The 25,610-nt window shown below is 60.7% G+C and carries 21 protein-coding genes; 5 read left to right on the forward strand and 16 right to left on the reverse strand.

Annotated features, from left to right (window positions below):
* Positions 1–3 precede the first annotated feature (3 nt).
* From H9Q16_RS11525 to H9Q16_RS11565, 9 genes are all read right to left on the reverse strand, one after another.
* Complete coding sequence (locus tag H9Q16_RS11525; RefSeq protein ID WP_191075579.1) at positions 4–1,524, reverse strand: class I adenylate-forming enzyme family protein; 1,521 nt, start codon at positions 1,522–1,524, stop codon at positions 4–6.
* Positions 1,521–2,525, reverse strand: a complete 1,005-nt coding sequence (locus tag H9Q16_RS11530) for an NAD(P)H-dependent flavin oxidoreductase (RefSeq protein WP_191075580.1) — start codon at positions 2,523–2,525, stop codon at positions 1,521–1,523. The genes H9Q16_RS11525 and H9Q16_RS11530 overlap by 4 nt, the downstream gene beginning before the upstream one ends.
* Positions 2,522–3,295, reverse strand: a complete 774-nt coding sequence (locus tag H9Q16_RS11535; protein ID WP_191075581.1) for an oxepin-CoA hydrolase, alternative type — start codon at positions 3,293–3,295, stop codon at positions 2,522–2,524. The genes H9Q16_RS11530 and H9Q16_RS11535 overlap by 4 nt, the downstream gene beginning before the upstream one ends.
* Positions 3,292–3,708: a PaaI family thioesterase gene (locus H9Q16_RS11540; protein WP_191075582.1), complete on the reverse strand. Its 417-nt coding sequence runs from the start codon at positions 3,706–3,708 to the stop codon at positions 3,292–3,294. The genes H9Q16_RS11535 and H9Q16_RS11540 overlap by 4 nt, the downstream gene beginning before the upstream one ends.
* The gene (locus tag H9Q16_RS11545) at positions 3,705–4,838 is read right to left on the reverse strand and encodes an acyl-CoA dehydrogenase family protein (RefSeq protein WP_191075583.1); all 1,134 of its coding nucleotides are present in this window, start codon (positions 4,836–4,838) and stop codon (positions 3,705–3,707) included. The genes H9Q16_RS11540 and H9Q16_RS11545 overlap by 4 nt, the downstream gene beginning before the upstream one ends.
* A gap of 3 nt (positions 4,839–4,841) precedes the next feature.
* Positions 4,842–6,047 carry an acyl-CoA dehydrogenase family protein gene (locus H9Q16_RS11550; RefSeq protein WP_191075584.1) on the reverse strand — a complete coding sequence of 402 codons (1,206 nt, stop codon included), beginning with the start codon at positions 6,045–6,047 and terminating at the stop codon, positions 4,842–4,844.
* 79 nt (positions 6,048–6,126) lie between these two features.
* Entirely contained in the window at positions 6,127–7,305 is a 1,179-nt protein-coding gene (locus tag H9Q16_RS11555; RefSeq protein ID WP_191075585.1) for an acetyl-CoA C-acyltransferase, read from the reverse strand.
* A gap of 1 nt (position 7,306) precedes the next feature.
* The gene (locus H9Q16_RS11560; RefSeq protein ID WP_191075586.1) at positions 7,307–9,400 is read right to left on the reverse strand and encodes a 3-hydroxyacyl-CoA dehydrogenase NAD-binding domain-containing protein; all 2,094 of its coding nucleotides are present in this window, start codon (positions 9,398–9,400) and stop codon (positions 7,307–7,309) included.
* Positions 9,401–9,517: 117 nt separating this feature from the next.
* The gene (locus tag H9Q16_RS11565; RefSeq protein WP_191075587.1) at positions 9,518–10,006 is read right to left on the reverse strand and encodes a class I SAM-dependent methyltransferase; all 489 of its coding nucleotides are present in this window, start codon (positions 10,004–10,006) and stop codon (positions 9,518–9,520) included.
* A gap of 130 nt (positions 10,007–10,136) precedes the next feature.
* On the opposite strand from H9Q16_RS11565, the gene H9Q16_RS11570 reads away from it, so the two are divergent.
* The 5 genes from H9Q16_RS11570 (at position 10,137) to lepA (ending at position 18,023) form a co-directional block, all read left to right on the forward strand.
* Positions 10,137–11,906, forward strand: a complete 1,770-nt coding sequence (locus H9Q16_RS11570) for an ABC transporter ATP-binding protein (RefSeq protein ID WP_191075588.1) — start codon at positions 10,137–10,139, stop codon at positions 11,904–11,906.
* Entirely contained in the window at positions 11,899–13,809 is a 1,911-nt protein-coding gene (locus H9Q16_RS11575) for an ABC transporter substrate-binding protein (RefSeq protein ID WP_191075589.1), read from the forward strand. The genes H9Q16_RS11570 and H9Q16_RS11575 overlap by 8 nt, the downstream gene beginning before the upstream one ends.
* Positions 13,806–14,834, forward strand: a complete 1,029-nt coding sequence (locus H9Q16_RS11580; RefSeq protein ID WP_191075590.1) for an ABC transporter permease — start codon at positions 13,806–13,808, stop codon at positions 14,832–14,834. Before H9Q16_RS11575 ends, H9Q16_RS11580 begins: the two co-directional genes overlap by 4 nt.
* Positions 14,831–15,988: an ABC transporter permease gene (locus tag H9Q16_RS11585; RefSeq protein ID WP_191075591.1), complete on the forward strand. Its 1,158-nt coding sequence runs from the start codon at positions 14,831–14,833 to the stop codon at positions 15,986–15,988. The genes H9Q16_RS11580 and H9Q16_RS11585 overlap by 4 nt, the downstream gene beginning before the upstream one ends.
* 235 nt (positions 15,989–16,223) lie before the next feature.
* Positions 16,224–18,023 (forward strand): translation elongation factor 4, encoded by a 1,800-nt coding sequence (lepA, locus tag H9Q16_RS11590; protein WP_191075592.1) that lies wholly within the window; start codon positions 16,224–16,226, stop codon positions 18,021–18,023.
* Between the two features lie 1,113 nt (positions 18,024–19,136).
* Here the strand turns inward: lepA and H9Q16_RS11595 are convergent.
* The 7 genes from H9Q16_RS11595 to H9Q16_RS11625 are packed head-to-tail and all read right to left on the reverse strand — an operon-like array spanning position 19,137 to position 25,601.
* The gene (locus H9Q16_RS11595) at positions 19,137–19,613 is read right to left on the reverse strand and encodes a class I SAM-dependent methyltransferase (protein WP_191075593.1); all 477 of its coding nucleotides are present in this window, start codon (positions 19,611–19,613) and stop codon (positions 19,137–19,139) included.
* Entirely contained in the window at positions 19,610–20,368 is a 759-nt protein-coding gene (locus tag H9Q16_RS11600; RefSeq protein ID WP_191075594.1) for a polysaccharide deacetylase family protein, read from the reverse strand. Before H9Q16_RS11600 ends, H9Q16_RS11595 begins: the two co-directional genes overlap by 4 nt.
* The gene (locus H9Q16_RS11605) at positions 20,365–21,501 is read right to left on the reverse strand and encodes a glycosyltransferase family protein (protein ID WP_191075595.1); all 1,137 of its coding nucleotides are present in this window, start codon (positions 21,499–21,501) and stop codon (positions 20,365–20,367) included. The genes H9Q16_RS11600 and H9Q16_RS11605 overlap by 4 nt, the downstream gene beginning before the upstream one ends.
* Positions 21,498–22,082: a histidine phosphatase family protein gene (locus tag H9Q16_RS11610; protein WP_191075596.1), complete on the reverse strand. Its 585-nt coding sequence runs from the start codon at positions 22,080–22,082 to the stop codon at positions 21,498–21,500. The genes H9Q16_RS11605 and H9Q16_RS11610 overlap by 4 nt, the downstream gene beginning before the upstream one ends.
* Positions 22,079–23,152 carry a glycosyltransferase family 4 protein gene (locus H9Q16_RS11615; protein ID WP_246455715.1) on the reverse strand — a complete coding sequence of 358 codons (1,074 nt, stop codon included), beginning with the start codon at positions 23,150–23,152 and terminating at the stop codon, positions 22,079–22,081. Before H9Q16_RS11615 ends, H9Q16_RS11610 begins: the two co-directional genes overlap by 4 nt.
* Positions 23,152–24,396, reverse strand: a complete 1,245-nt coding sequence (locus tag H9Q16_RS11620) for a glycosyltransferase family 4 protein (RefSeq protein WP_191075597.1) — start codon at positions 24,394–24,396, stop codon at positions 23,152–23,154. The genes H9Q16_RS11615 and H9Q16_RS11620 overlap by 1 nt, the downstream gene beginning before the upstream one ends.
* Complete coding sequence (locus H9Q16_RS11625; RefSeq protein WP_191075598.1) at positions 24,393–25,601, reverse strand: glycosyltransferase family protein; 1,209 nt, start codon at positions 25,599–25,601, stop codon at positions 24,393–24,395. The genes H9Q16_RS11620 and H9Q16_RS11625 overlap by 4 nt, the downstream gene beginning before the upstream one ends.
* Between the last annotated feature and the right edge of the window lie 9 nt (positions 25,602–25,610).

A 25,610-nucleotide genomic window follows, 5' to 3' on the forward strand; every position in this document is an offset into this window, starting at 1 on the left:
GCCCTATCGCGTCGCACCTTTCTGCGCGACAACCTTCGCGTGCGGAAATGCATCCAGCAACTTGTGCTTCAGTATTTTGCCCGTGGGGGCTGCCGGAAGGCTGGTCGCCAAAATGATCTGTTGCGGGCATTTGTAGCCCGCGAGCCGTTCCTGAACGAAGGCCTGCAATGACTGCACGCTCAGCGATGTGTCTTCCGCCACCTGCACAAAGGCGTAGATTTTTTCATCTCCGCCAACCATCTGCCCGATGACCGCCGACTGGATAACCTGAGGATGATCGTTCAGCGCGGCTTCGACTTCTGGCGGATATACGTTGAAGCCGCCGTGAATGATCAGTTCCTTTGATCGACCCAGGATATGCAGGTTACCTGTGTCGTCGATGCGCCCCAGATCCCCGGTTCGCAGCCACCCGTCATCATCTAGCGCCTTTGCCGTTTCCGCAGTGTTGCGGAAGTACCCGCGCATCACATGCGGGCCCCGCACCAGAACCTCACCCGACCCCGCGCCGCCGCCCTGCACGCTTTCATCAATGCGCAGTTCTACCCCGGGTAAGGGCGGACCTGTCGATATATCGGACGAGCCGATCTCATTGGCCGTGATCGAGACACCTGCCGTTGTCTCTGTCATGCCATACCCGTTCTGCAGCGCCACGCCGTAAAAACCTTCGGCCTTGCGCTTCCAGGCAGGATCAAGCGGCGCCGCCCCGGAAGAGACATACCGCAGCCGGTCAGAGCCGAGCGTCTCAAGTCCCTGTTCCTTGGTGTATTGCATCAACAATGCGTGCATCTGCGGAACCGCCGACAGCAGCGTCACACCCTTGCTGATTGCAGCGAACATCTTGGCCGCAGTAAATCGTGGCTCCAGTTGGATCTGCGCCCCGGCGAAACAGGCCGCTGTCACCACTGAGGCAAGACCAAAGACATGCGTGATCGGCAAGACGCCATAGATCACATCTTCCGGCACGATGGCGCGGAAATTGGCCGACGCCATGCCACCAAACCGCAGGTTTTCGTGGGTAAGCATGACGCCCTTGGGATCACCTGTCGTTCCGGTCGTATAAAGCAACACCGCCACACCGACGAGTTCCGCCTCTGCAGGGGCCGCATCCAGACGCGCCAGATGCAGGTTCCCGAAGGGGCCTGAAACCGGTTCAGCACCCAGACCATCCGCATGCCGCACAGCATCTTCTGAAACCGCCGTTGTGCAGACGACGACGGTCGGTTCTGCATGCGCAATGATCCGCGCAACCTCCGGCCCTGTCTGGCGCGCGTTCACGGGTACGATGATTGCATCAAGATGCCAGGCCGCAAAAATCAACGCCACCGCAGCCGCGCAATTCTCAGACAGCATCAAGACCCTGTCCTGCGGCCTGACGCCAGCGCGGCGCAGCATATCGCTGGCCGCACGCGCTGCAGTGTCAAGTTCGGCATAGGTCCAGCGGGTGCCAAGACTGTCCGTGAGCGCCGGCGCGTGGGGCCGGGTCGCGGCCTGATGGGTCAGAAAATCCTCGACCCGGTCACTCATTGTGCCGCCTTGGCATGCGCGGCCGTTTGGCTCAGCCCGGCGAAGGCCTGCGACGCCTCTGCCTCGATCCGGTCGATGATCGCGGCCATCGGTTCAATCCTGTCCGTGAGGCCCAGTGCATGCCCGGCTGACAACATGCCGCGCGATACATCGCCGGTTTGGTAGGCTTTGCGCCCTATCTGGCCCGAGACCAACGGCAAAAGGTCCTGAATGGTCACATCCGGACTCTCGGCCTCCATCCGCGCGACTTCGCGCGTGGTGTCATTGGCCAGTGTCCGAATGGTATTGCGCACCGATGCCATGGTAAGTGCCGTATCCCGTTCAGTGGCATCCACCAGCGCTTGCTTGTACGCCACATGCGCAGTCAGTTCTTCTGCCACCAAAAGCCGTGTCCCCATGACAACGCCCGCCGCACCCATGGCCAGCGCTGCCACCATCTGGCTGCCGTGACCAACGCCGCCACCGATCAGGAAAGGGATATCCAGATCGCGCCCCGCCATGGCGGCATTCACGAAGCTGCCAATCATGTCCATGCCCGGATGACCGCCACACTCCGCACCAACAATGGCGACCATATCGACACCGACGCTTTGCGCCTTCACCGCATAGCGCACTGCCGGAACCTTGTGGATCACCGTTAGACCGAGGTCTTTCAATAAGGGCATATAGGGTTCGGGATTGCGGCCCGAGGTCTCAATCACCGTTATGCCTTCATCCGCAATCAGGCGGAAAATGTCTTCCGTTTGCTCGCCCGGCACCAGCTTGGGCAGCATCGAGACGTTGACGCCAAAGGCCCGGTCACCCACGGCACTGCGGGTCTTGCGGATCTCCGAGCGCAGGGCGTCCATGTCGCCCTGAAAACTGGCAGCGGTTACAAAGCCAAGAACGCCTGCCTCTGTTGCAGCGGTCACATAAGGGGCATCCGCCAACCACTGCAGACCACCTGCGACAATCGGCAGACGCAAATCAAATTGCCGGGTCAGCGCCGTATCCCATGTCATGTGCCGAAGTCCGGTTTGCGCTTTTCGAGAAAGGCGGCAATGCCCTCTGCCGCCTCGTCCGCTCCGGCGGCATGGGCCATTGCATCCCGCTCCGCGTTCAGTTGCGCAGCTTCTGATGTTTCATAGGCCGTTGCGACGAGCGTGCGGATCACGCCCTGTGCTGCCCGCGGACCTGCGGCAATCATATCGGCATAATTCATAGCCTCTTCAAAGGCGCGCCCGACAGGGGTCAGCCGGTTGACCGCGCCCAGTTCCGCAAACCGGATGGCCATCACCGGGCGACCCAACAAGCACATTTCCATCGCCAGCGGGCGCGGCAAAAGGCGCGCCATTGACGAAGTCAGACCGCCATCCGGCACAAGACCCGCTTTGACATATGCGGCTGTGAATTTTGCCTCTTCCGAAGCCACGATAAAATCGCATGCCAGAGCCAGCGACAGACCGGCTCCCGCGGCGCCCCCTTCGATGGCGGCAATCAGCGGAACAGGACAATCGCGCATGGCGCGCACCAGATCATGCAGGTCATCGACACGCTCACGGCGTTCTTTTTCGTCCATCGTGCGGCGCGCGATCAGCACATTCAAATCTCCGCCCGCGCAAAAGAAATCGCCCTCCGACGTCAAGATGACTGCGCGCACTCGCGGGTCTTGCGCCCTTTTCATGGCCTGTTCGATGCAGGCGTAAAGTTCAGGTGACAGCGCCCCGCGCTTGGCTGAATTGCCATTCCAGACAACCAGCCGATCACCCATGTCTTCCAGGCGCGCGCTCACAAAACCGTCCTTTTGAAGATGCCATTGCCCTGCGACAGCAACGTGCCATCCGCATCGCATATCTCGGCATCGGCATAGACGACCTTGCGTCCACCACCTCTGACATGGCCCGTCGCAATGACCGTACCCTTGTCTGCGGGGGCCAGAAAATGCGTGGTCAGCGACAAGGTGACGACTGGCACAACCTCTGTCGCCTGCCCGGCCAGATGACGCGATGCGGCAAACCCGGCGGCGGCATCCAGCATCATGGCGTGGATCCCGCCCTGCAGCGTGCCATTGCGGTTGAGATGCTTCGCCGCGACCTCAAGCGTTACAACGGCACCCCCGTTGGGATTGCTAAGGTCAATCCTGTATCCCACCAGCGCCTGCGCGCCAGAGCCCAACGGCTCATGTGGTGGCAAGGGTGTGGTCATGCGGCACTCAGCTTTATGAACCGTTCAAGATGGTGATCGGTGTCGCCAAAACGGTGGTCCGCCATCACGATCCGCTTGGCGATATGGGCAAGTTCATATTCCTGCGTCATCGCAATACCGCCATGCATCTGGATCGCCTCTTCGGCGACCAGACGGCCCGCGCGGCCCAGCAGGTTCTTTGCAGCAGACACCTGTTTCTCGCGCTCGGGGCGCGCCGTTTCCAGATGGCCAGCAGCGTTGATCACGGCAGAGCGTGATTGCTCCATCTCGATCAACAGATCCGAAAACCGGTGCGCCAGCGCCTGAAACGTGCCAATGGGCCGGCCAAACTGCTTGCGCGTCATCAGGTACTCGCGGGTCAGGGCCACGGCGCTTTCCATCGCGCCCAGCGTTTCAGCACAGAGCGCCACATTGGCCGCGGCGATGCGCCCCTCTAGCGCGGCATAGCCTTTGCCCGCTGCACCCAGTCGGTCGGCGTCACGTGCTATCACATCATCCAAAGTCACTTCGGCGGCGCGACCACCTGCCAAAAGGGCATAGCCCTGAACGGTCAGTCCTGCGCGGTCCTTTGGGATCAGGAACAAGGATATGCCGTCTTCTTCAGAGACCGCCCCCTCTTCGCGTGCTGACACGACCAGCATGTCCGCCGCTTCGGCATTCACCACCACGGCCTTGCGGCCATTGAGAATAATGTCGTCGCCCTTGGTGACGGCAGTTGTATCGACGCGGGTGTAGTCATAGCGGCTGCTGGGCTCTCCATGGGCCAGCGCCAATTGCAGACCACCGCCAATCAGCGTTTCAAGATGGGATTTTTGATCGTCATTGCCCAGATCCGCAATCAGTCCCCCGGCCAGCACCGCGCTGTCCAACATGGGTTCCACCACACCGGCGCGACCCAATTCTTCGAACACCACAGCCAGATCAAAACCAGCACCGCCAAAACCGCCCTCGTCTTCTGTGAAAAGCGCACCGATGATGCCCAGTTCCGCAAGGCCGTTCCAGATGTCAGAGGACATGCCGGTATCACTGTCGAGGATCGCATTGCGTGTCGCGGTATCGTATTTGTCACGCAGATAGCGCCGCAGGCTGTCCTGCAACATCTGTCGTTCTTCGGTCAGATCAAAGTTCATGTCTTACGCGCCTCCGCTCATGGTCACCTTGGCGATGATGCCGCGCTGAATCTCGTTGGAACCGCCAAAGATCGAAAGCTTGCGGTTGTTGAAGTACTGCGCCGCGACAGGGCCTGCCGCCAGAGGATCTGGCAGGGCTGCGTTGCTGCCCTCGATCGCTTCAGAGGCGAACGGCATCGCATAGGTCCCTGCTGCACGGCGTGCCAGATCGTTGATTTCCTGACGAATAATGGATCCTTTGACCTTGAGCATCGACGCCTCAAGCCCCGGTGCGCCGCCAGCCGCCGCCTTTGAGATAATCCGCAAAGCGGAAGTCGACATGGCCATTAAATCCATCTCTACCTGCGCCACGCGCGCCGCGAAATGAGGGTTTTCGATCAGCGGGCGACCGCCCGAAAGCTCAGCCCGCGCAATGCGTTTGACAGCTGTCAACCCGGCCTTAGAGGATCCGACGCCCGCGATATTGGTGCGCTCGTGGGTCAGCAGGTATTTGGCATAGGTCCAGCCCTTGTTTTCTTCACCAACAAGGTTTTCCACAGGGACTTCTACATCGGTGAACCAGACCTCATTCACCTCATGGGTGCCATCCAGCAGGATGATGGGGCGTACTTCGACGCCCGGCGTGTCCATGTCGATCAGCAGAAAAGAAATGCCTTCCTGCTGCTTGGCGTCTTTGTCGGTGCGCACCAGGCAGAATATCATATTCGCGTGCTGGCCCAGGGTGGTCCATGTTTTTTGGCCGTTCACGATATAATGCGTGCCCGCGTCGTTCTTGATCGCGGACGTTTTCAGAGACGCCAGATCAGAGCCCGCCCCCGGTTCGGAATAGCCCTGACACCACCAATCCTCACCCGTCAGAATGCGAGGCAGCCAATAGTCCTGCTGTTCCTTTGAGCCGAACTTTTGCAGCACCGGGGCCAGCATCCCCAGACCGAAGGGCACAATGCGAGGGGCGTGGGCGGCGGCGGCTTCGACTTCCCAGATGTGGCGTTGGACGGCGTTCCACTCCGCGCCGCCGAATTCCTTGGGCCAGTTCTGCGCCAGCCAGCCCTGATCGTTCAGGATGGTGTGCCACTGGTCCATGTCTTCTTTGGTCAGGTCGCCGCCTTCGCGGACTTTTGCCGCCATTTCCTTGGGTAGCTTTTCATCCAGAAAGGCGCGGACTTCCTCGCGAAAGGCGTTCTCTTCGTCGGTATAGCTCAGATCCATCGGGTTCTTCCTCTTGTCAGTGCCGGGCTGAAGCCCGGCCTACGGGGTGTGGCGCAAGGCGGGCATCGGCCCGCCCCCCTCATGAATAAATTTCGAACAGGCCCGCGGCACCCATACCGCCGCCGATGCACATCGTCACGACACCCAGCTTGGCACCGCGCCGCTTGCCTTCCAGCATCAAGTGGCCCGTCATCCGTGCCCCGGTCATGCCGAAGGGATGACCAATGGCGATAGAGCCGCCGTTGACGTTGTACTTCTCGGGATCAATGCCCAGCTTGTCGCGCGAATAAAGACACTGAGAGGCAAATGCTTCGTTCAATTCCCACAGGTCGATGTCGTCAACCTTGAGGCCATGACGTTCCAACAGGCGCGGCACGGCAAAAACCGGACCGATGCCCATCTCGTCGGGCTCGCAGCCTGCCACGGCAAAGCCTTTGAAGGCGCCCAGCGGCTCGAGCCCCTGCTTTTCGGCATCCGTGCTGTCCATCAACACCAGGGCCGCCGCCCCGTCAGACAATTGCGAGGCATTGCCTGCGGTCACGAAATTGCCCTCACCGCGCACTGGCTGCAAACCTGCAAGCCCTTCCAGCGTCGTTCCGGGGCGATTGCACTCATCCTTCGTGACCGTCACCTCGTGGGTGGTGATCTCCTTGGTTTCCTTGTTCTGCATGCCCATGACCGTGTCCATCGCCACGATCTCATGATCGAACTTACCCGCTTCCTGTGCTTCATGGATCAGGCGCTGCGAGCGCAGCGAATATTCGTCCTGATACTCCCGGCTGAGACCGTAGCGTTCGGCCACGATGTCGGCCGTTTCGATCATCGCCATGTAGACCGCAGGTTTGTGTTCCTCGATCCAGGCCTCTTTGACGGTCGTGACCTGCGGCTGCACCATCGAGATGCTTTCTACCCCACCCGCAACCATTGGCCCGGCGCCCTCCTGCGTGATGGCATTGGCGGCCATGGCAATGGTTTGCAGGCCGGACGAGCAAAAGCGGTTCACGGTCACGCCCGAGGCAGTAATCGGCAAGCCTGCACGCAGGGCGCATTGACGGGCGATGTTGCTGCCCGTGGCATGTTCGGGAAAGCCGCATCCCATGACCACATCTTCGATCTGGTCCGGTGCGACGCCCGAGCGCTCAACCGCGTGTTGGATCACATGGCCGCCCATGGTCGCGCCATGGGTCATGTTCAGCGAGCCACGAAAGGATTTTGCGAGCCCCGTGCGGGCGGTGGAGACGATGACGGCTTGTTTCATGTTATGCGGCTTCCTTGTTGAGATCATCAAAGGTGCGGCCCTCGGCCACCAGTTGTTTCAGCAGAGGGGCGGGTTGCCAGAACCACGCATCCTCTTGCCCGTAGCGTTCAATATCGGCCAGAACCGCATCCAGCCCCTGAATATCGGCCCATTTCATCGGCCCGCCCCAGTAACGGGGAAAACCATAGCCAAAGAGCAGGGTCATATCCACGTCGAGCGGACGGCGCGCAATGCCTTCGCCGACGACTTCGGCGGCCTCGTTCACCATGGCGCACATGTAACGGCGCACGATTTCTGCGTCCGAGAAGTCGCGGGGCGTGATGCCCAGTGTTTGTTGTTCGTCCTTGATTAGCTCAAGGATTTTGGGGTTCGGTGTGCCGCCGCGCTTGCCCTTTTCATAGATGTAATACCCCTCGCCCGTCTTCTGTCCGTAATGGCCCTGTTCGCACAGACGGTCGATATAGGTCGGGACCCGCTCGTCGGGGTGGCGCGTGGCGGCCTTGCGCTTGCGGGTGGCCCAGCCAATATCCAGGCCGGCAAGGTCGGCGACTGCAAAGGGCCCCATGGCAAAGCCAAAGTCGGTCAGCGCGTCGTCAATCTGAAACGGTGAGGCGCCATCAAGCACCATGTGCCCCGCAACAGCGCGATAGGTTGACAGGATGCGGTTGCCGATGAACCCATCACAGACCCCTGCACGCACCGCGACCTTGCCCAGCATCTTGCCCAAGGCAAAGCCCGTTGCGACCACATCCGGCGCGGTCTGGTCTGCGACCACGACCTCAAGCAGCTTCATCACGTGGGCGGGCGAGAAAAAATGCAGGCCAATCACATCCGCCGGGCGCGTCGTGGAGGCCGCGATTTCATTCACATCCAGATAGGAGGTATTTGAGGCCAACACGCAGCCCGGTTTGCAGGCCGCGTCCAGCTTGGCAAAGACCTGCTTTTTGACGTCCATTTCCTCAAACACGGCTTCGATCACCAGATCGACGTCTTTCAGGCTGTCGTAGTTCTGCGAGACCTCCAGCGCGATGCTCAGCAGATTGTCGTGCTTTTCCTGATTGATCTTGCCTCGCTTGAGCGCCCCGGCAAGATTGCCGCCAATGCGCCCTTTTGCGGCCTCCGCCGCGTCGTCGCTCATTTCGATCATCACAACGTTGAGACCGCTCAGCAAGCAGGCAGTTGCGATGCCCGCGCCCATGGTCCCGCCGCCGATGACACCGATGGATTGCAGGGCGCGGGGTGCAACACCCTTGAGTTCCGGCAGGTTGGAAACTGCGCGTTCATTGAAGAACGCGTGGATCAGGCCCTTGCGCTGATCCGTGTTCATCAGGTCCATGAATAATTCACGTTCGCGCTTGATGCCTTCATCAAACGGTAATTCCGAGGCTGCCTGCACCGCGCGCATCGCAGTGGCCGGGCTTAGCTGCCCGCGGCCCTTTTTCAGCAGGGCGGCATGGGTTGCATCCCAGTCTATCCCCTGTGGATTTGGCATTTCGCTAACCGGCCGGCGCGCGGCGTTCGAGGCCAGCAGATCGCGCGCATAGGCCAGGCCGACGGTTTCGGGGTCGCCCTCTTCGATCTTGTCGATGATGCCGAGCTCAAGGGCCTCGGGCGCTTTGATGTGGCGGCCTGTGGTGATCGCCTCAACCGCCTTTTCAGCGCCGGTCAGGCGCGGCAGGCGCTGTGTGCCACCGGCACCGGGCAGGATGCCCAAATGCACCTCGGGCAAGCCAACGCGTGCACTGGGCTGGGCAACGCGGTAATGGCAGCCCAAGGCGACCTCAAGACCACCGCCCAGCGATACGCCATGCATGGAAGCCACGACCAACAGAGGCGACGCTTCGATCCGGGTGCACAAATCAGGCAGGTTCGGTTCCATCGGGGGTTTGCCGAATTCCTTGATGTCGGCGCCTGCAATAAACGCGCGTCCATCGCCCACGATCAGAACGGCCTTGACCCCGTCTTCTGACTCGGCGCGGTCCATGGCGTCTGACAACCCTTGCCGGACGGCTTGGGACAGCGCATTGACGGGCGGATTGGCGATGCGCAGAACGGCGATTTCATCGTGGCGTGTATAGGTGACAACGTCTGTCATGGTTCCCCCGGAAACTCTGTGCCCTTGGGCGGAATCAGCGCCTAGGCTTCAATTTGCCCACATGATGAGGATTGCCTGCCTATTGTCCACAGCCCGACCGCCGTGACGCGACGTTGCTCAGGGCGCGCGGTAGATGAAACAGCGACCCGGCACCGCGTCGGGCGGCAAATCGATTTCTGAAAGCGTCTCAAAATACATCCTGTCGCTGGCAACCATAAGGCCACCAGAGGCTAGAAGCGGTTCGATCACCGGTGAGAGCTGGCGCGCAAACGCGTCATTCTTTGCCAGATTGTGACCGCCAAGGTCGGCGTGAATGAGACGCGCTGTCGGGCCGAAGCGCTTGAGCGCTGCCGGCAGTGTTTCATAGACGTCGCCTAGCAGCACCATGTCATCAGGCGGCGTGCTGTCGGGATGCGAAGCAATCGCGCGTTCGAAAACATAGATGTCCCGGTCCGGCATGATTTCGACCATGTGATGATAGGTGCGCCCGTTGCCCAGCCCCAGTTCATAGACCGGTCCCGGCATGTCAGCGGTCAGGGCTGCAGCGTGGTTCAGGCAAGCCCGCTGAGACACCATTCGGTTGATAAAGAGGTCGAGACGGCTCATGGCAATGCTCCCTTAACGTGTCCCTCATTACATGACCCAAGACGCGCCAGATGTGTAGAGCGGTTCAGCGGGCTGGACGAGGGGCTATAAATCGGCTTCACTCCGCTTAGGGGAGTTTCACGGGAAGTACATGACACCGCTGTTGCAAGTTGACGCGCTCAAGATCGGTTTTGGCACAGCTCCGGCTGTCGTTGAGGACGTGAGCTTTGACGTCATGCCCGGCGAGACCCTGGCATTGGTTGGTGAAAGCGGATCGGGCAAGACACTGACATGTCGTTCTGTTCTGCGCATCCTGCCTGAAGCAGCGCAATTGCGCAGCGGCAGCATCCGGTTTGATGGCACCAACGGGCCTCAGGATCTTTTCAACCTGTCCGAACGCGCCATGCGCAAGATCCGGGGCGACAGGATTTCGATGATCTTTCAGGAACCGATGCGGTCCTTGTCGCCATTACACCGTTTGGGCAATCAGGTGGCTGAAGTGCTGCGTCTGCATCGCAACATGAACCGTGCGCAATCCAAGAAGGTGGTGCTGGAACAGTTTGATCGGGTCGGCTTTGTCGATCCTGAACGCGCTTGGCGCAGCTATCCCTTTGAAATGTCGGGCGGGATGCGCCAGCGCGCGATGATTGCCATGGCCATGGTTGCAAAGCCCGAACTGCTGATCGCGGATGAACCTACCACTGCGCTTGATGTGACCACGCAGGCGCAGGTGCTGGGATTGATCAATGAGTTACAGCGCGAGACCGGGATGGCGGTCATACTGGTTACGCACGACCTGGGCGTGGTGGCTAACATGGCCCAAAAAGTCGTCGTCATGAACAAGGGTCGGGTCATGGAAAGCGGATCTGCGGCAGACGTGCTGGGCAGTCCGGCGCATGGCTATACCCAAAAACTTTTCAACGCCGCGCCGATGATCCCGGAAGTGGCCACGCCCGCACGCGCAATGGAACACGACGATATCATCATGGACCTGCGCAATGTAACCAAGACATTTACCATGCGCGCGGGCGGCTGGCGCAAACCGGTGACCGTGACCGCCTGCAAGGACGTGAACCTGCAGGTGGTGCGCGGCAAGACGCTGGCCGTAGTGGGCGAAAGCGGGTCGGGCAAGACGACCTGTGCGCGTGTGGCATTGGGTGCCGAAGTGCCGGATGAGGGAGGTGAAGTGCTGTTTTACCCCGGCGACGGGGCTGATCCCCTGCCCGTCCACGGCATGACACCTATGCAGCGGACAGCGTTCCAGCGTCAGGCGCAAATGGTGTTTCAGGACCCCTATTCGTCGCTGAGCCCCAGAATGCGGATCGGCGCAACCCTGACAGAGCCGTTGGATATCCATGGCATCGGCACCCGCGCCGAGCGCCGCGAGAAGGCCGAAGAAATGCTGGGATGGGTTGGCCTGAACCCCGAGATGCTCAAACGCTACCCGCATGCCTTTTCGGGCGGTCAGAGACAACGGTTGTCCATTGCCCGGGCCCTGACGCTTGATCCCAAACTGCTGATCTGCGACGAACCCACGTCGGCGCTGGATGTGTCCGTGCAGGATCAGATCCTCTCGTTGCTTGAGGACATCCGCGACCGGGCCGACCTCAGTTACCTCTTCATCAGCCACGATCTGGCCGTCGTGGCGCGGATTGCCGATGAGGTCGCGGTGATGCGTGCGGGTGTGATCGTGGAACAGGCCCCACCCGATACGCTTTTCTACAACCCGCAACATCCCTACACCCAGGCGCTGATCGCGGCCCAACCCGAACCCGACATCTCGCGGCCCATTGATCTTGATCTGGTTGCCAAGGGCGCGGGCGCCCCGACAACCTGGCCGGAGATGTTCCGGTTTGACGCGCTTGAAGCCCCCGCTCTGCGCGAGCTTGAGCCCGGTCATCTGGTGCGGTGCCATGCATAGAGTGCTTGTCCTGCTATTGCTTCTGTCGGGCCCGGTCTGGTCAGCGTCACCGCTGCAGGAGACGACGTTTTGGGCGCAAGAGGTCCAACAGGGCAATTTGCCTCCCGTGCATGACCGCATCCCCGTAGATCCGCTGGTCGTCGACCTTGAGGAAAAGGGCCGGACCTTTGGCAAACAGGGCGGGACATTGCGGACGTTTGTTTCGCGCTCCAAGGACGTGCGTCAGATGGTGGTCTACGGGTATGCGCGGCTTGTGGGGTATGATTCGAACTATTCGCTTTACCCTGACATCCTGCGCGAAATCGAGGTGGTGGAAGGCCGCAAGTTCATCATGCACCTGCGAGAAGGCCACAAATGGTCCGACGGCGCGCCCTTCACCTCGGAGGATTTCCGTTACTGGTGGGAAGGGGTGATCAACAACCCCCTGATCACGCCCTCAGGCCCGCCGGATTTCATGTATTTTGACGGCTACTTGGGCAGCGTGACCTTTCCCGATCCGCAGACTGTCATCTTTGAGTGGCCCAATCCCAACCCCAATTTCCTGCCCCTGCTTGCGCAGGCGGCGCCGCCGTTCATTTACAGGCCCGCGCACTACCTCAAACAGTTTCATGGGGAGTATGCCGACCCGGATGCACTGGCCAAGGAAGTCCGGCGCGCGCGGGTCAAAAGCTGGGCTGCGCTGCACAACAAGCGCGACAACATGTACAAGTTCGACAATCCGGACCAGCCGACGCTGCAGCCCTGGATCAATGCCAGCCCCACAGGGTCGTCGCGCCAGCTTTTCGTGCGCAATCCCTACTATCACCGCATTGATGCGCGGGGCGTGCAGCTTCCCTATATCGACGTTGTCGAAATGCAGATCGTTTCAGGCGGGCTGGTTGCCGCCAAGGCCAACGCGGGCGAGGCGGATCTGCAGGCGCGCGGGCTCGATTTTCCCGATATCTCCATTCTCAAGAAGGGAGAGGCCGACGGGGGCAACTATCGCACCGTTCTGTGGGGCAACGGTGCGGCCAGTCAGATCGCGATCTATCCCAACCTCAACTTCGCCGACCCTGTCTGGCGCGATGTGATGCGCGACGTACGGTTCCGGCGCGCCCTGAGCTATGGCATCGACCGGCGCATGATCAATCGCGCGCTTTACTTCGGTCTGGCCAAAGAGGGCGCGATGACCGCGCTAAGCTCAAGCCCGCTTTATAACCCGGCCTATCACTTTGCGTCGGCGGTCTATTACCCGGCCAAGGCCAATGCCCTGCTCGATGAAATGGGCCTGACAGAACGCGATTCACGTGGCATTCGCCTGTTGCCCGACGGTCGTCCGATGGAATTTGTGGTCGAAACCGCGGGCGAGCGGCAAGAGGTCGAGAATGCGCTGGCGATTGTTTCGGATACCTGGCTTGAGATCGGGGTCAAACTGGTGATGCGTCCGCTGGATCGGAACATTCTGCGCAACAGGGTTTATGCAGGGGTCAGCATGGCGGCGGTCTGGTTTGGTTGGGATAACGGTTTGCCGACGTTGAATACCTCGCCCCTCTATCTTGCGCCGACCAATCAGGAATTCTTTTCCTGGCCCAAGTGGGGTCAGCACTACCAATCAGCCGGTGAACTGGGCGAGGCCCCGCAGGACGACGCCCCCAATCGCCTGCTGGCAATGGCCGACGGGTGGAGCCATGCCTATGACGACAAGACCCGCGAAATCTTCTGGCGCGAAATGCTGCGCATCCATGCCGAACAGGTCTATGCCATTGGCATTCTCAGCGAGGCACCCCAGCCCGTGGTGATCAACAAGAACCTGCGCAATGTGCCTGATACAGGTATCTGGGCCTTTGACCCTGGCGCGCATTTTGGCGTGCACAGGATCGATGAGTTTTATTACGAGAATCCACACCAGCAGGTATCGCAATGATGCTCTTGCGCTATGCGGTCTACCGCACGTTCACCATGCTGCTGACGCTTTGGGTCGTGTCCATTTTGGTCTTCGCCATTATCAACCTGCCGCCTGGAGATTACCTGTCGAACCAGATCGCTGAACTGCGGGCAACCGGACAGGCCGAGGGCGTGGCCAAGGCAGAGTTTCTACGCAAGGAATATGCTCTCGATAAGCCTCTTTATCAGCAATACCTGATCTGGGTCGGCTTTATTCCCGGGCCGCTGGGCTTTTCCGGGCTGATCCAGGGCGATTTCGGTTGGTCTTTCGAATTTGACCGGCCGGTGGGCGACATTGTCGGCGATGCGCTGTGGCTCACAGTGTTGGTGAACCTGTCGGCGGTCCTGTTTGTCTACGCGGTGGCCCTGCCGCTGGGGGTTCTTGCGGCGGCAAAATCCGAGACCTGGGCCGACTACACGGCTGGATTTGTTGGCTATCTGGGGCTTGCCACGCCCAACTTTCTGTTGGCTTTGATCCTGTTTTACTACGGCCACAAGTATTTTAACCTGCCTATCGGCGGGCTGATGTCGCCCGAATTCGAGGGGCAGCCGATGTCGTGGGACAAGGTGAAGTCGATTCTGCTGCACCTGATTGTCCCCACCTTTGTGATTGGCACCTCAGGTGCGGCGGCGATGATGCAACGCCTGCGCGCCAACATGCTGGACGAACTTAGCAAGCCCTACGTGGAGACCGCCAAGGCCAAGGGGTTGGCCCCGGCCAAGCTGCTGGCGAAGTATCCATTGCGCATGGCGTTCAATCCGTTTGTCGCGGACATCGGCAACCTGCTGCCCTCCATGATCTCAGGCTCCGTGCTTGTTTCGGTGGTGCTGGGGCTGCAGACGATTGGTCCTGCCCTGCTGACCGCATTGAAGTCACAGGATCAGTTCCTGGCCGGCTTTATTCTGATGTTCGTGGCATTGCTTACGCTGATCGGCACGATGATTTCGGATATTCTGCTGGTGCTCTTGGATCCGCGCATTCGCTACGGCGGTCGCGGCGCATGAGCGGCATCCAGCCTGACAATCGTTTCGTCGATACCGCTCCTTGGGTGGACGAGGTGGATGCCTCGGCCCCCGAACGATCGGAAATGGATGCGTCCGCCTGGCGGCTGACGTGGCGCAAGTTTAAACGTCACAAGCTCGCACTTGTGTCTGGCATCTTTCTTTTGGTTTGTTACCTGATCCTGCCCATCGCAGGGTTCATCGCGCCCTACACGCCCAATGAACGCAGCGCCGATTATCTTTATGCGCCACCACAAAGCATTAATCTGTGGCACGAGGGAAAGTTTGTCGGGCCCTATATCTATCCAATCACCGCAAAGGCTGATCTTGAGAGTTTTCGCTGGACCTATACCACCAACGAAGAAAATCCGATGCCGCTGGAATTCTTTTGCGAAGGCAACAGCTATAATCTTTTCGGGTTCATCCCTTCGGACACGCACCTGTTCTGCGCACCGGCGGGGGCGACTGTTTTCCTTTGGGGTTCTGACAGGCTGGGCCGCGATGTTTTCAGCCGTATCCTTTATGGCGCGCAGCTGTCGCTGACGGTTGGTCTGATCGGGATCAGCGTAAGCTTTCTGTTGGGCATCACGTTTGGCGCGCTGGCCGGATATTTCGGCGGGCGCACAGATTGGATCGTCAACCGGGTGATCGAAATCCTGCGATCTTTGCCAGAGTTACCGTTGTGGCTGGCCTTGTCGGCGGCGGTGCCATCGAACTGGGGGCCGGTCGCCGTGTTCTTCATCATCTCGATTATTCTGGGCATCCTCGACTGGCCGGGGCTTGCGCGTGCGGTTCGGTCGAAGTTCCTGTCGCTGCGCGAAGAGGAATTCGTGAAGGCCGCCGAGATGATGGGCGCAAAGCCCGGACGCGTGATCCGCAAACATCTGTTGCCGAACTTCAGTTCACACCTCATCGCAAGCGCAACCCTGTCGATCCCCGCGATGATCCTTGGGGAAACCGCACTCAGCTTTCTGGGCCTTGGCCTGCGGGCTCCTGCCGTCAGCTGGGGCGTGATGCTTAATGATGCGCAGAACCTCGCCAGCATCGAGATCTATTGGTGGACCGCGATCCCCATGCTGCCGATCATCGTCGTGGTGCTGGCGTTCAACTTCCTCGGCGACGGCCTGCGCGCCTCGCTTGACCCCTACAAAGGCTGAGGGTGAGATAATGGGTTTATGCTTCCTGACACCCGACAAAACTGCCTGCTGATTGCCGCCGCTTGGCCTGTCGGGTCTGGCATCAATGTATGCGGACGCGCGCCCTGAAACCGACCGATGCATTTCCCGCGATGCGCGCGCCATCACGCGGTCGTTGAACGCGGCCACAGCCCCGCGTCCCGCCTCGTGAACAACTCACCTTGACCACTTCTCAAAACCTCTACATATCAGCGCAATGACACCGCTTTCACACATCCGCAATTTCTCCATCGTGGCGCATATCGATCACGGGAAATCGACGCTGGCCGACCGCCTGATCCAGTCCACCAATACCGTGGCGGATCGGGACATGAAGGAACAGATGCTCGACAGTATGGACATCGAGCGCGAGCGCGGGATCACCATCAAGGCCCAGACCGTGCGGATCAACTACACCGCCAAAGATGGCGAGGAATACATCCTCAACCTGATCGACACCCCCGGGCATGTGGATTTTGCCTATGAGGTCAGCCGGTCCATGCGCGCCGTCGAAGGATCGCTGCTGGTGGTGGACAGCACCCAAGGGGTCGAGGCGCAGACGCTTGCCAATGTCTACCACGCCATCGAAGCGGACCATGAGATCGTGCCGGTCCTTAACAAGATCGACCTGCCCGCCAGCGACTGCGACCGCGTGGCCGAACAGATCGAGGATGTGATCGGCATTGACGCAACCGGCGCCATCCGGGTCTCCGCCAAGACCGGCGTCGGGATTGAGGACACGCTTGAGGCCATCGTCACCCACCTGCCCGCACCCAAAGGCACGCTGGATGCCCCGCTCAAGGCCATGCTGGTGGATTCGTGGTACGACAGCTATCTCGGCGTGATCGTCCTCGTGCGGATCATGGACGGCCAGCTGCGCAAGGGCGACCGGATCCGCATGATGCAGAACGGATCCGTCCACCACGTCGACCGCATTGGCGTCTTCCGTCCCCAGATGACAGAGATCGACACGCTGGGCCCCGGCGAAATTGGCTTTCTGACCGCCTCGATCAAACAGGTGCGCGACACCCGCGTGGGCGATACCATCACGCACGAGAAAAAGGGCACCGATACCGCGCTGCCGGGTTTCAAACCCTCGCAGCCTGTCGTGTTCTGTGGCCTCTTCCCGGTGGATTCAGCCGAATTCGAAGACCTGCGCGATGCCATCGAAAAACTGGCCCTCAACGACGCGTCGTTCAGCTTCGAAATGGAGACCTCTGCCGCCCTCGGCTTCGGATTCCGCTGCGGGTTCCTGGGGCTGTTGCACCTCGAGGTGATCCGCGACCGGATCGAACGTGAGTACGACATTGACCTCATCACCACCGCGCCTTCCGTGATCTACCACATCCACATGAAAGACGGTGAGATGATGGAGCTGCACAACCCCGCCGACATGCCGGACCTCACCCTGGTCGACCATCTGGAAGAGCCGCGCATCAAGGCCACGATCCTGGTGCCCGACGACTATCTGGGCGACGTGCTGAAGCTCTGTCAGGATCGCCGCGGCATTCAGGAAGACCTGACCTATGCAGGCTCCCGCGCAATGGTGGTCTACGATCTGCCGCTCAACGAGGTGGTGTTCGACTTCTACGACCGCCTGAAATCGGTGACCAAGGGATATGCATCGTTCGACTACCAGATGATGGGCTATCGTCAGGACAATCTGGTGAAAATGTCGATCCTTGTGAACGACGAACCCGTCGATGCGCTGTCAACCATGGTCCACCGCGACCGCGCCGAGGGCCGCGGCCGCGCGATGGTCGAAAAGCTGAAAGACCTGATCCCCCGCCACATGTTCAAGATCCCCATTCAGGCGGCGATTGGCGGAAAGGTGATTGCGCGCGAGACGTTGTCAGCGATGCGCAAAGACGTGACGGCGAAGTGTTATGGCGGAGACGCCACGCGCAAACGCAAGCTGCTGGACAAGCAGAAGGCGGGTAAGAAGAAGATGCGTCAGTTCGGGAAGGTGGATATTCCGCAGGAGGCGTTTATTTCGGCGCTGAAGATGGATGGGTGAAGGCCGACTATTTCAGGCTGAGATGGAAATTGGTTTTGGGGTTCGGCTCCGTGAGAACTTAAACTGAAGCGGTTACACAGTCCACTGTGGTCGAAGCTTAAGTCTGTGAGACTCTCGGGTTTCTCCAAATCAATAGAAAAGGCAAATCTCTTTTTCCCAACCACCTCCCCCCAAACGACAATCCCAACTTATCCACAGAAAATACCAAATAAATCCAGCATCTTATCCACAAGAAATTTCCCATCCTCCCCATTTTTCCCTTGCCGACTCACCCCGCCTCGCCGCAACCTGATCAAACCAAAGCGGTTCGCAAGAACCACGGCGGGAACGCAGAAGGACCCGGGCGTAAACGGGCATTGAGAGACTGATCATAGATTGAGCTTTCAGTGTAACGGACGAACGGATGCAGGTCAGACGCGCAGGGGAAACCCGGTGACGCAAAGGCGGCATCATCAGGTACGATGCGGAATGGGGCGGACCTTTGGGTGCAAACCATTCAAGCGGCGGACTGGAAACAGGGCGGCGCGGTGGTCGGTGGTGACACGGATCATGGGGGATGCGAAAGCGGAACTCGAAGCCAAGGGGTTTTAGGACCCGGCGGCAGCCAGAGGTTCTTCGGAACAACTGGTCGTTGGCAGCCTTTCGGGGCGGTCAGCAGTTGGCGGACCTTCGGGAATGCCGGCAAACTGGGCCACCGGCGGTTTCTTCGGAAACCGTACGGAGCACAGGGAGGCGTCAGGGTGGGCTTCGGCCCGATGCAAAGACCGCGTCTGAGCACCTGGCGCCTTTTCCTGTTCTGGGTCAGGAATTGGCGCGTCCGGTCCCGGCAAACGCACCGTCCCCTTCATTTTCCCCCTAAACTCATTCCGACAAAAGCAACGCAAAGACCCGGAAGATTGTTCCTCCGGGCCTTCGGTCGTCAGTTGATGCTGTGCCGCGTCTATATGCACCTGTACCTCCGGAGGTATACGCAAGGTCTATAGCGTGCAACAAAATATTGTGGCGATGTTTGGGGACCTGGCCAGCTGTGGTGGGATTGTGGCCTTTTGGACTCACTTCCGCTGATGACCGCGACCGTTCGGCGGGCAATAGGTCCGTCAGTGATCGCACTGGTCAGGCGCGGTAAAACAGATACCGCTCAGGATCGATCGTATCGGGCCCGCGCACCTGTTTCAGCCCGACAAGCGGTTGTTGTGACACAACCAACCCGCCCGGCACCATCAGCGGGGCGATCAGCGGGCTTAGCGCCGTTCCTTCGGCCACGTCCTTTTCCTTGACCCCATAGCCAAAGTCGTAGTGCGCCAGCGCAATGCGCACGCCACGCGCGGCCAGTGCGGGCAGCACATCAAGCGCCTCGCCCTGCACAAAGAATTCTTCGGGTGGGATACACGACGGATGGCATTGCAACAGGCGGTCAACCACCCAGATATCGCGGTCTGGCAGTTCCTGGCGCAGGTGGTCATAGGTGCGCCCGTTGCCCAGGCCCAACTCTAGCACGTCACCGTCCACCCCGGCGATCTCTGTCGCAGCCCAGTTGAGCCCATCGATCTGGGCTGACAGTCGGCGGCGAAAACTTTCCAACCGGCTCATGGCAGATCATCCTTCATGTCCAACAGATTACAGGGGGTTGCCCCGCCTTGCAAAAGGGTCTCGAGGCAGTGTTTTGTGAATGCCCAGGTCGCATCATCATGGACCAGATGGTGGCTGAGAAACCCCAGCGGTTCCAGGTGGTCTGTGCGGCCGCGCCGCCTGTCTTGCAAGGTCTGCACCAAAGCCGCGATGATCCGGTCGACCGGCATTAACCCACCGCCCGCTTTCCAGTGGATCGGATCGACATGCGTGTTGATCTGTACCAGTCCCGCCTCTTTGCGCGCAGCCCGGGGGGTGTAGGTGGAAAGAGCGGTATAGCCCAGGTGGGGCAGTGCATTGGCGATGTCGGGATCAATGCGGTTCCAAGGCGGGACAAACATCGGCAAGAGCCGGGCACCGAACAGGGATTTCAACCGTCTGAGACCGCTTCGCGCCTCGTCAATGGCGGCGGCCCGGGGGTGGCCGAACTCGGCCTTCTTTTGCCCGTCCGGGGCATGGTTTTCATGGGCCCAGCCGTGGACAAGTGGCACAGCACCGGGCGCATCCTTTATAACCGCCGCAAGATCAGCTGTCGCTGGCCTCGGGATCACAGCGAGGTGAACGGGTATGTCCAGGCCTTCGCTGACCCCCAGAAGACGCTGCAGTGCCATTGTATCGCGGGTCGCGTCATCATCGCGCCACCATAGTGGCAGAGGCACCCTTTCGGTGCGAAAGCGTGCAAGCTCTCTTTGCAGGGGGTTCCAGTCCGGTTTCATTTGGGCGACGCCTGCAGTTGCGCGGTTATCCTGACCGTTTCGGCGGCACCGTCGAATCCATCTGTCGCCGGGCGCCGGGCCGGTGCCGAAAGCACTTCTGTGACGGCCCCCAAAAGCGTCGCAGGCGTCAGGCCGTCGCTGCGCAGCACCGTAATGGCGGGTTGTGCGGCCAACGCCCTGGCGCGGATCATCTGTTCTACCTCGTTGCCTGCATCAAACGGAATTACGACCGCGCGGCAACCTGATTGCAACAGATCCAGCGCGGTGTTGTACCCGCACATGCATACGCAGGCTGCGGCGTGGTGCAGCATTTGGCGAAAATCGCGGCGCGCGGGCTCCACAATAAGATTGCGGGGTGCAGCCTGAGAAAGTGCTGAAACTCGGGCTTTTGCATCCGATCCGCCGACAAGCAGCCGCCAGGTGTGATCAGACTGGGCTGCTGCTGCACATGCCGCGCGAAAGATATCCTCCCCGACATTACCACCACCGGCGGTGACAAGAATTTCGCCGGAACCCGCCGCGTCCGGGTGCGGTACAGCGGGCGGCGGGGCCACGAACCCGGTGTAGTGCAGCCTTGCGCGCAAAGCCTCGGTCACGGGCCATGAAAGATGAAGCGGGGTAAGCGCAGGATCGGCGTGCACAAGGACGGCATCGTAGTATCTGTCGATCATGTCCTGCGTTTTTACAGCTTTTTCCGGCTTGGAGGGCGGGGCAAGAATGTCGCGTATGGACGCGCAGATAAAGGGCCGCACCGGTCGCGCATAGGCCGCATCCAACAGCGCGCAAAACTCCCTACGCAGCATCCGGCGGCCAAAAGGGAAAAGCTCTGTGATCAGCAGATCCGGCGCGATATCACCGAGGGCGGTCAAAAGTGCGTTCCGGCGCGCTGAATGGTAATCTTCGCCCGCCTCGTCCCCGTCTGCCGTCAGCAGTGTCTTGAAATCAACGCCGTCTGATCGGAGCGGGGGAAGCTGGAGGACTGCGACATCCTGCGCCGACAGCTGCGGCGCGGGAACGCCGCCTGACACCACCGTTGCCGGATGCCCGGCCTTCAGGTAGGCGCGCGCCAACGTCAGGGCGCGGGCAAGATGGCCTGTGCCCAACAGATGTGTCACGACGATCATGACCTTCATACGCTTGCCTCGACCAGCCGGACGGGATCTGGTGTCGCATGCCACGTGTCGCCGTCTATTTCCAGCAAGTAGAGGCGGTTCCGCTTGATCTGGAAGGGTGCTTCGCCCTCGAAGTTCCAGCCCAGCGCATGGGCCAGCAGAACGCGCATCACACCGATGTGGCAGACCGCGACTGCGTCGTCGGTGAGCGCTTTTGCCCATGGCACAAGCCGCGCGCGCAGGGCGGCTGGGGGCTCTCCGCCCGGGGGTGTGAAGTTCCAGCCCCAGGTTTCGATATGCCGAAATCCGGACGCAGGGTCGGCGTGCAGCTCTGTGCCCTGTTTTCCTTCCCACGCGCCCCAGTTCATTTCCATCAGGGCGGCATCGGTCTGAGGGTCGCGGCCAGCAACCAGCCATGCGGTTTCTGCTGCGCGCGAAAGGGGGCTGGACCAAAGTGCGGCGGTGTCCCACGGCGGGGGCAGACGCAGTTGGCCAAGCTGGGCGCGCGCCGCGTCATCCAACGCAATATCCGTGCGGCCCTGAATGCGGCCTGCGCGGTTCCACGCGGTATGGCCATGGCGCAGCAACGCAAGCCTGATCATGAGCGCACCAATCCGGTCAGTCCTTTGCGCAGAGTTTGCGCGGCATGGGGCAACAGATGGTGCTGCGCTACATGGTCGCGCGCATTGGCACTTGCTTTGTGCAGACACTCAGGATCCGCCAGCAGCTCTTGCGCGCGGCGCGCAAGCGCGGCTGGCCCCGCTTCGGGCGATGGGTATACGCCGGGCGCGAGCACATCCCTGACCCCCGGCCGGTCCTGCGCGATAACCGGCAGGCCATGCCCCTGTGCTTCAAGGTAGATCATGCCAAAGGCTTCGTTCACGCCCGGCCAAAGCAGCAATGCAGCATTTCGATAGGCCGTTTCGAGATCTGCTTCATTGAGCGCGCCCAGGAACCTGACCCGCGCTTCGAAGGGCGCCATAAGCGCCTGAACATCAGGACGTACCGCACCGTCACCGGCAATATGAAGTGTCCAATCTTCCGCTGACATGGCGTGCAAGGTTTCCGCGATCAGACGATAGGACGCAAGTTTGTCGCCCGCGCGCATCATCCCGACGGACAGCATCGGCCCTGTCAGTGATGACGCACACGGCAGATCGCCACGGGGTAAAAAAGGGTTCAGGTGGATGAGTTTCTGAGCGGCAGGCGCGTCGCGTTGCAACGCCTCGGCATCTCGTGTGGTGAGGTAATAGATCACATCTGCCGCGTCACAGGCCGCCTCTGCCCGCGCGGCATAATCCGCCCAGGCCCCTGTGAGGCGCTTGCGGGCGCGCGTCGCTTCAATCAGGACATACGGTATGCCAAGTGCCTCTGACACTGTCGGCCCCAAGAGGTCTGGCGCTTTGTAGTAGTTGTGGTAGGTGACCCACGCCTGCCAGCGCGCCGCGCGACCCTGCGCGACAATTGCGGGCTGTGCGGCCTTTGCCTGCGCAATAAGCCGCGCCTGTACGTCCGGATCACCTGCGCCATCCCTTGTGCGTAGCGTACTGGCGATCTCCACCTTGTATCCGGCATGTTCCAGTGCGGCGATAAGTCCACGCGCCATCGCACGATCCCCAGACGGAACGACATGGTCCGACGGCTTGAGCGGCGCATAAAAAGCGAGTGTCATCAGCGCGCGTCGTCCAGCATCGCGGTAAGCCGTGTGTGCAGGTGCGCGATGCCCGGCGACATCGTAAAATGTGCGGTCAGGCGCTCGTAAGCTGCGTCGGCCATCTTTCGGTCCATGCCCGAGCCATCGGCCATTTCAGCAATCCCTCGCGCCAGTGTGGCCGGGTCATCCTCGCGCAACATGCCATGCGTACCATCATCAATGAATTCCGGGATCGCGGAGACCGGCGTCGACAGGATTGGCAGCTTTTGGCTGGCGGCCTCCATCAGCACATTCGGCAGCCCGTCACGGTCCCCGTCTGCGGCGATACGCGATGGCAGCACAAAAAGGTCGTTTTCGCGCATTGCTGCAATGACTTCGGGCTGGTCGCATGCCCCGCGCCATGTGATCCGCGCGTCAAGACCCAGCCGGGCTGCATGCGCGCGCATCATATCATCCAGCGCGCCACCCCCGATGTGTGTGAAATGCCAGTCCAGCGTCTCTGGCAGCAGCGCCAGCGCCTCAAGCAGCCTGTCATAGCCCTTCTTTTCGACAAGCCGCCCGACAGACATGATCCGGTAAGGCGCATCGACCGCACGCGGCGCGCGATCGGGAGGCGCGGGAAAACGGCCCAGGTCCAGCCCGTGGTACACCAGATCGACACGCGCAGGGCTGTCTGCCAGCCCCTGCAGGTGCTTGGCACCAAAGCCGGTACAGGTCGCCCCGAAGGTCGCACCATGGGTTTCCGGGTGAAGTTTTTCACGCAGTTCCCATTCCGGCGATGTCCAGATGTCCTTGGCATGGGCCGAAAAAGACCACGGAACACCCCGCAGAATCGCGGCATAACGGGCCACCGACGAAGGCGTGTGCAGGAAATGCGCATAGAGCCCGCCAACGTCCTGCGTCAACTCGTGTGCCATGACGCAGGCCTGCCCCCAGCGGCGGCGGCGGTTGGGGGTATCATCACGTTCGACGTCTTTGCGATAGATGTCTGCGGCAGCATCGAACCCAGGCAACGAGGGGGCCCCACCCACAGCCTGCGCCACGCGACGGGGCTCATCGCGCAGATACTCTGGCAGGTAATGCACCTGGGCTTTCAGGCGGTCATGCAAAGGGTGGGTCTTTGCGTCAGTAGGATGGCGCAGGGACCAGATGTCAAAATCAAGGCCCGCTTCTTCGAGGGCGACCAGTTCTTGCGCAATGAAGGTTTCTGACAGGCGTGGCCACCCTTTGACGACAACAGCCAGTTTGCGTGTCGCGGTCATTCCGTGGCCCCGTTGATCAGCGCATTGGCGCGGCTGATCACCACATCCAAACCGTCCAGCAATCCATCCGCCCCGGCTTGTGACGGCTTGGACTGCGACGGCAGATTGCGGATGGCGGTGACCATGGCCTCTGCCGTCATGCCATCGCGCGTCTCATCGAGCATGCGGACAAGACCCAGCCCTTCGGCACGGCTTGCGCGCAGCCATTGTTCAAGCCGTGGGACCGTGCGCGGCACGATCACGGCGCGCTTGTCAAAGGACAAGACCTCGCAGAATGTGTTGTAGCCCCCCATACAGATCACGCCCTCGGCCCCGGCAAAGAGCGCCTCGATCTTGCTGTCAAAGCCCGTGGCAGTGACCCGTCCATTAAGCTTTGCGACACGCGCATCAAAGGCGTCACGCACTTCACCAGACAGGAAGGGACCATAGACCAGCACCGCATCGGGTTCGAGCGTGGGGTCCTTTTCATAGGCTTCAAGTGCCAGCGACACCATCGCGGCCCCATCCCCGCCGCCGCCGGGAGTGATCAGCACATAGGGCGTCTCGGGCACGTCCGCCTCGTCCGTGACCTCACGTCGCAGATAGCCGGTCCAGTGCATTCGGTCGCGCACCGCCTGCGACAGGTTCAGCCCTTCGGTAGGGTCGTAGACATCGCGCACGCCATAAACCCAGATTTCGTCGTAGAACTTTTCTATGGCCGGGATCGCACTCTTGCGCGCCCACTCGGCGGCCAGAACCTCGGGTTCGTCCAGCACATCCCGCAGGCCAAGTACGACTTTGGTGCGGCTGCGCAGGTGCAGCCATTCCAGTGTCGGCAGCAGTTCGCCGCGAAACCCGGTGGCTTCCTTGTCGACGATCAGCAGATCGGGTTCGTATTGCTCGATAGCGGTCTGGATGATCCCGGCGCGCAGGGACGTTGTATCGTCGATGCCCATACCCAGCGTCTGGCTAACATAGGTTCCATCAGAAAGCTTGGTCACACCCGGCAGGCGAATGTGGTCGACCCGTTCGGGGAAAGTGAAACGACCGGCGACAGGGGACCCGGTCAGGATAATTGCCGACGTGTCGGTGTCATCCTGTGTCAGAGCAGAGGCCAGAGCCCGGGAGCGGCGCAGATGCCCCAGCCCGAAGGTGTCGTGGCTATAAAACATGATCCGCCGCGAAGGCGACCCTGCCCGGTAATGCCGCGTGCTACTTTGTCCCATGCCAGCCCA

The organism is Sulfitobacter aestuariivivens, assembly GCF_014763045.1.
In the GTDB taxonomy this organism is placed as follows: Bacteria; Pseudomonadota; Alphaproteobacteria; order Rhodobacterales; family Rhodobacteraceae; genus Sulfitobacter; species Sulfitobacter aestuariivivens.